Annotated in this window: 5 protein-coding genes; 1 reads left to right on the top strand and 4 read right to left on the bottom strand. The window is 57.0% G+C overall.

Annotated features, from left to right (window positions below; all coding sequences use genetic code 11):
• Window positions 1–260: 260 nt before the first annotated feature.
• The gene (locus OXE05_13060; GenBank protein ID MCY4438251.1) at window positions 261–1,916 is read right to left on the bottom strand and encodes a pentapeptide repeat-containing protein; all 1,656 of its coding nucleotides are present in this window, start codon (window positions 1,914–1,916) and stop codon (window positions 261–263) included.
• A gap of 105 nt (window positions 1,917–2,021) precedes the next feature.
• On the bottom strand, window positions 2,022–2,936 hold the full coding sequence (locus OXE05_13055; protein MCY4438250.1) for a dihydrodipicolinate synthase family protein: 915 nt from the start codon (window positions 2,934–2,936) through the stop codon (window positions 2,022–2,024).
• A 244-nt stretch (window positions 2,937–3,180) separates the two neighbouring features.
• Here OXE05_13055 and OXE05_13050 point away from each other — a divergent pair, with 244 nt between their 5' ends.
• Entirely contained in the window at window positions 3,181–3,900 is a 720-nt protein-coding gene (locus tag OXE05_13050) for a YceI family protein (GenBank protein MCY4438249.1), read from the top strand.
• Window positions 3,901–4,238: 338 nt separating this feature from the next.
• On the opposite strand, the gene OXE05_13045 is transcribed toward OXE05_13050, so the two are convergent.
• Window positions 4,239–5,135, bottom strand: a complete 897-nt coding sequence (locus tag OXE05_13045; protein MCY4438248.1) for an amidohydrolase family protein — start codon at window positions 5,133–5,135, stop codon at window positions 4,239–4,241.
• Window positions 5,136–5,243: 108 nt separating this feature from the next.
• Window positions 5,244–6,233, bottom strand: a complete 990-nt coding sequence (locus OXE05_13040; GenBank protein MCY4438247.1) for a Gfo/Idh/MocA family oxidoreductase — start codon at window positions 6,231–6,233, stop codon at window positions 5,244–5,246.
• Window positions 6,234–6,328 lie beyond the last annotated feature (95 nt).

The following is a 6,328-nucleotide window of genomic DNA, read 5'->3' as shown; positions in this document are numbered from 1 at the left end:
TAAGCACAAACCCACAGGGAGACAGGTGAACCAGACCCATCTCCCGATCCATGCGGCTACATGGACAGGGTTTGTGCAGATTAATACAGTTGTGGCACGCCAATAATACGGTACGATTGACTGATATATCAAGAGGGAATCGAAAACAGCCACATTGCTGGACAGGCCATTCGGGATCACGCCCTTCTCTCGCAATGAACGGGCAACCATCTGCTGATCGCAGGCACGGTGAACGCAACGTGACTGTCTCTCAGCGCGAGTTAGCGCTTGAGCTTGCGTCGGATGGCAAGCAGGCTAAGGGTGATGAGAATTGGGCTAAGCAGTAGTTGCATAATTGCCATGAATTGCCCGGTCCAATGCAATGGCTCAGCCACGGATATGCGCAGGAAAGAAAGCACACTCAAACTGTGCAGGAGTGCCCACACAAACATTTTTAGGTCGTTGGTTGGGGATGCGACTCCCGGCTGCCAGAAGATACGAATGATGTTTTCACTAACAGCCCCTGGATTGTCAACTCTGAGACCCCACCCGGTATACACAGAGGTACTCAACAGCAGAAGAACAAAGAGCCAAACGAGAGGTTTCCACCAGTTTTCGCCGTACGTAGATAGGTGAAAATAGAGAGCTTCCAGTGAAAGAACCTCACGTTCATGTCTTGGCTTCGCAAGCCGCCGCACTTCCATTTCGCCCACATAGAATTCACTGGCATCGGCAAAGTCTCTACGGTCCTCAAAATTTCTCCGCAAGTCTCGATACGTGTTTTCAACCTTTTCCCATCTTTCGTCATTTCTAGTCTGATTCCGCTCCCTTTCCACTTCCGAATCTTGGGCTAGTTCCTCACTGCCCCATTCCGGTCTTGATCCACGCAGCATTAGCTCGTCGTATAGTACGTGTTGGCGACCAAAGGATTGATTCCAAATACATGCAGAGAATTCTGAACTATCCAGATTCTTGCAGTGGTAGAAGCACACATTCCGTAGATCTGCATTACGGAATGCTACGAGCGCCATGTCTACTTCCCAGAAACGTACATTTAATAGTGCTAGTTCGGTGTCCTGGGGAGGTAAGCCACCAAATCGTGCCAAACGTCCAAAAGTGACGCGTTCTAGTGTAGTCGGTCCGTAAAGAGCAGCATTGCGAAAGTCTGCATCTTCTTTAAAGAGACATTCGGTGAAGGTAATCTTGGAGTGGGTTTGTAGTTCAACGAAGGAGCATTTTTGACTGAAGATAGTATTGAAAAAGTCGGTTGCAGCGTTTTTGCAAAACTCGGTTCTCCTGAAGTCAACGGCTTCAACAAAGCTCGCACTCGCAAAACTGGACTTTGCACCAAATACCGAATCTCTAAAGTCTGTGAATCCTTCAAATTTTGCATCGTGGAAATCTACCGCGCCGCCGCCGTATCCAGCATGATAGGTTTCATCAAGATTTGCCGTGCTCAAGTCTAACTCTAGAAACCTGGCATTCCTAAAGCTTGCCCTCCCACCAAATATGCCTTCGGCGAAGCTTACGCTACGAAATGTCCCATTTTCAAATTCTACGTCGCCACTGAATCTCGCTCCCGCAAAACTCGCGCTCCTTTCAAATGTAACGCCACTGAAGCACGTGGATCCTGTAAAAGACTGGCCTGAAAAGTTGGCACGATCCTTGAAACAGGCACCCCTAAAGTCTGCCTTACTAAGTTGCAAGAGCTCCGTGTGGAATCCTAAAGGAAACACATATCCCCTATAATTGGAATTGCGCTTTGATTGGATACCATTGGTGAAAGCTGCACAATCTTTTTCCAGGCTAGGATTGTGGAATATGCAAAACCCATCATCTGATTCAGGAATCTCAGTGCAATATAAGTCAACCGCTTCCGAATTGCTCATACGCAAGTGCGTAGGTAGCTCGTATTTGCAGTGAAAGTTCGTAATCATGAACAGTCATCCAAATAAACTAAGACGAAGCAATGAAAAAGCAGGCTGCTGTACCCCAAGGCAAGCAGCCTGCTTTTCTCGCCTATCCGTTTCCGCCTCGTGCCTCTAGGCGCTGACTAACTCCCACAGACCGATCTTGGCGACCGCCGCGTGCACGGCGGCTTTGTCGTCCGGTGAGAGCTCGGCGAGGGGCGGGCGGACGGGGCCGCCGGCCAGGCCGATGGCCATCATCACCTCTTTCATCACCGTGACTTCGTAGCCGCGCACCTTATAGCGTATGTCGTAGATGGGCAGCGTCTCGCGTTCGATCTTTGCCTGGAGTTCGCTGAACCGGCCTTCCCGCGCGAGTTCCAGCGCCTCGATCGATGACTTGGGATTGTAGTTGGCGTTGCTGGAGGTGTAGCCCTCGGCGCCGGCGGCAAAGTACGCGTGCACCATGTCGTCGCCCACGCCCGCCAGCCAGAGCAGCTTATCGCCCACGTAGGAGCGGATGCGCTGGAACATGCGCACGTCGCCCTGGCCGTCCTTGAAGGCCACGATGTTGGGCACGTCCGCCAGGCGGTCGACCAATTCCGGGCCGAGCTTCGCGTGATCGCGCGCGTAGGGGAAAACGCCCAAGCTAGTAGAGTCCGCGATGGCCTTGTAGTACTGGTAGAAGCCTTCATCGCTGGCCTGGCCGTAATGGGGCGGCATCATGAGCAGTCCGTCCACGCCGACGCTCTCGGCAAACTGCGCCATCTCGGCGCTGACTGCCGGATTCACGCCAACGCCCGCCAGCATGAGGCAGCGGCCGTCGGCTGCTTCAACGGTGGCGGCAACCACAGCCTTCCACTCAGTGAACGTCAGCGAGAAGAACTCGCCGGTGCCGCCTGCCGCCAGGACGGCGGGAGAGCCTTCGCGGGCCAGAAAGTCTACGTTGCGGCGCAGGCCGTCGAGGTCGAGGGAGTAATCATCATTAAATGGGGTTACGGGAAACGGGATCACGGTGCGCAAGCGTTCGCGCAATTTCGCTGGACTCATCACTGGTCAAAGCTCCTTCATTCTGTGGACGGTTTCAAGCTATCTTCTACACGGGGTGCTACGACCTATCGTACCAATGCACACTTGCAATTTCCACTTGCGCCGGGCGCTTCACGGCACAAGCTTAGGTGACGAATCTGACCCAGGAATTGGCCTGTTTCTCAGGTAGTCCTAAGTCTCGCCGCATATAATGAAGGGGGATAATGTAGTCAGGAATACCCAAGAGCAGAAGGAGCCAAGCAGCATGCGGAGATTCTTTGCACTCATATTCATTGTCGCTCTAATTTTCGGTGTTGCGGCATGCGGCGGTGACGATCCGGCAGAACCGGAACCTACGGCAGCGCCCGCGACTGAAGCTCCTGCTGCGACGGCTGAGCCGGCGGCAACCTCGGCGCCGGAGCAGAAGGATAGTAGCGCTGCCGCCAATGTAGTCTTTACGATCGATCCGGCGCGCTCCACTGTCCGCTATCTCATTAGGGAACAGCTCGCCAATTTGACCTCGCCCAATGACGCCATCGGCGAGACCATGGACGTTACCGGCACAATTGTGCTGGATGCGGAAGGCAACGTGGTGAGTGAAGAATCGCAGATCGTCGTCGGCCTGGCCGGTCTGACCAGTGACTCCAGCCGGCGCGATAGCTACGTCAAGCGCAACACTCTGCAGACGGACCAGTATCCCAATGCTACGTTCGTCGTGAGAGAGATTCAGGGACTGCCGTGGCCGCTGCCGACCTCCGGCGAGGTGACGGTGCAGATGGTCGGCGACTTCACGATCCGGGAACAGACCAGCGAGGTGACCTGGGAGACGGTCATCCAAGCCGGCGCTCCCGAGTCGACAGGCACCGCCAAGACGACGATTACCTTTGAGCAATTCGGCTTGACCAAGCCGCGCGTGGCTGTGGTTGTCAGTGTGGTGGACGAGATCCGGCTGGAGATTGACTTCACCGTCGTGCGAGAAAAGTAAAAGGCTCCAGCGACGGCGGCAGAAAGAAACGGTCTTCTCTGCTGGTATACATGGGCTTATGGCTGGTGTACTGACAGTGCGCCAGCTTTACCATGATTAGTTATCGGACGTATTCGTTGCAGTCATGTCCCGTTCATACTTCGACAAGCTCAGCACGAACGGGACATGACTACGTATCTGCCCAAGGCGAACCCTCGGCAGCGAATCTCACTAGAGGCGCAGGGCGAACCCCCGATCAAATGAGCCCATCTCGCCCCGGACTCCGGCAAGTGGGGCGCACGATTAGTTTAACGGGGCATGGGGTGCTGGCGAAGTCTTTTAGACTCGCGTTGCTTCCCCTAGAGTCCCAGCACGCGCTCGGCGTTGCCTTGCGTGATCGCGTGGTACTTCTCGTCCGAGTCGCAATACTCTTTCAGCAGCGGCAGCGTCTGCGAGGCGAAGCAAGGTCGGGAACCCATACCTTCCCAGTTGCCCTTGCCGTCCAGGCAGTGGCAGTCCGTGGCCCAGAGCAGTTGCTTCCAGTGGCGGTTCACGAACTCTGCGCCGAACTCCGGGTCACGGGAAATCGCATTGAGGCCGGAACCGGCTGACATGTCCCCATAGAGGTTCGGGTACTTGGACAGCCATTGGTCGCTCAGGCCGCCGCGCACCACGGGACCCGGCGGATAGCTGGTATAGCCCTCGGCGCGCCAGTCGCGGGGCACTTCGGCGCTCACGTTCGCCCACCACGCCTGAGCGTGGGCTACAAATACCGTATCGGGAAACGACTCCAGCACCTGGTCGAAGACCTCGAAGTTATAGTTGTAGTTGCGGTACTCGAAGTGGAGGAGCACCACCCAGCCCAGCTTGCCGCAAAGCTCGTAGATGTCCAGGCTGTCCGGGTGGTCTACCGGCAGCCGCACCTTGTGTTCGCCAAAGCCCATACAGCCCAGTTCATGGAACCTTCGGATTTCATCCAAAGCGTCGGGCCGCAGGGGGTCTACGTGGCAGAAGGGAATGATGGTATCGGGAAAACGATCGTAGGCCTGCAGCGCGTAGTCGGTGCGCATGGCCGTCTGCTCCACGCCCCACTTCTCCTTGGCCATGGCCGTGCTGTTGCCCTTGGCCAGCGGCAGCACCACCGCCTTGCCGCCGCCGTGAGCCTCGATGTGCGCCACCACGTGCTCGCCAATGCGCGGGTTGCCGGCGTCGTAGTCCGTCGGCACCATGATGTGTTGATGAAAATCAATCGGCATGGACTTCTCACCTCTCTGCTTTATGGAGACTTCTATCGCTGTGCACGTAACATGCTTGCCTCAGACTACAGTCGCCGCAGTCCATCACCCGGGTTCCGGGCGCAGAGCTTACAGCGTAAGCGACTGCGGCTGCCCGGTCTCAATCGACCGAAAGAACGCATGCGCCAGGGCCGTGGCGCGTCTGCCCGCGTGGTGATCGGCGCCGATGTGCCAGGGCTCGCCGGTATGCAAGCCGTGGACGAATTCGGTAAGTTCTTGCTGCAGTCCCTCCGGGTCGGCATCCTCAGGGGCGTGGCGTTCGCCGGGGTCCCCTACTTTTGAGCCGGAAACCGTCGCGCGATGCAAGCGGTCGTAGAGTTGTACGCTCGTGCCGTTGTCGAAGACCTCGAAGAAGAACTTGGAGACCGCAGTCGAATCGGCCGCGTCGCCTTGGACGACACTCGCCGCCGCACCACTCGCGAAACGAATGACACCGGCCAGGTTGTCGGGGTAGGTCTTGTTCTCGTGGGTGTAGTTGCCGCCGACGGCGAAGACCTCCACCGGCTCAGAACCGGCCAGATAGCAGACCAGGTCGAACGTATGGCAGCCCTGAGAAAGGATGTTGCCGCCGCCCTTAACCGGATCGACCGCCCAGAGCGTATCGGGCCAGCGGTTGCACATCATCTGCCCCACGAGCAGGAACGGTTCCGGCACCAGCCGTTTGGTCTCTTGGATGAGCGGCGCGAAGCGCAGCTTGAAGCCGGTCATCAGGCGGACACCGGCCTTTTCCACGGCCTCCACCACCGCGTCGCATTGCGGCACCGTCATGGACATGGGTTTTTCCATGAGGATGTGCTTGCCCGCTTGCGCCGCGGCCAAACCGAGGGTCACGTGGGTGTCGTGGTGCGTCGAAATGAGCACGGCGTCAATGGCGTCGTCTGCCAGCACCTCGTTTACGTCCGCCGTAGCGTAAGCGCCGCCAAACTCATTGAGAAACCCCTTGGCGGCATCCGGGAAAACATCAGCATATCCGTGCAGCCGGACACCATCCATGACCACCGCATTTTGCATGTGGTTTCGCGCCATGTTGCCGCAACCAATCACACCCAGCGTAATCATTGTTTCGCTACACTCCTGTAAGCATGAGTCGCCCCGTTGCAAACCGGCGCCGCGCGCCTCGTGGCGGTACGAAGTGGACTTGCGCTGCCGCTGCT

Source organism: Chloroflexota bacterium (genome assembly GCA_026710945.1).
Lineage (GTDB): Bacteria > Chloroflexota > UBA11872 > VXOZ01 > VXOZ01 > VXOZ01.
The sequence above is the reverse complement of the archived record's forward strand: the minus strand, read 5'-3'. Positions and strand labels throughout refer to the sequence as shown.

Coding starts and splice junctions, on each gene's coding strand:
- OXE05_13050 (MCY4438249.1), top strand. CDS start 3,181: ATGCGGAGATTCTTTGCACTCATATTCATTGTCGCTCTAATTTTCGGT.
- OXE05_13055 (MCY4438250.1), bottom strand. CDS start 2,936: ATGAGTCCAGCGAAATTGCGCGAACGCTTGCGCACCGTGATCCCGTTT.
- OXE05_13045 (MCY4438248.1), bottom strand. CDS start 5,135: ATGCCGATTGATTTTCATCAACACATCATGGTGCCGACGGACTACGAC.
- OXE05_13040 (MCY4438247.1), bottom strand. CDS start 6,233: ATGATTACGCTGGGTGTGATTGGTTGCGGCAACATGGCGCGAAACCAC.
- OXE05_13060 (MCY4438251.1), bottom strand. CDS start 1,916: ATGATTACGAACTTTCACTGCAAATACGAGCTACCTACGCACTTGCGT.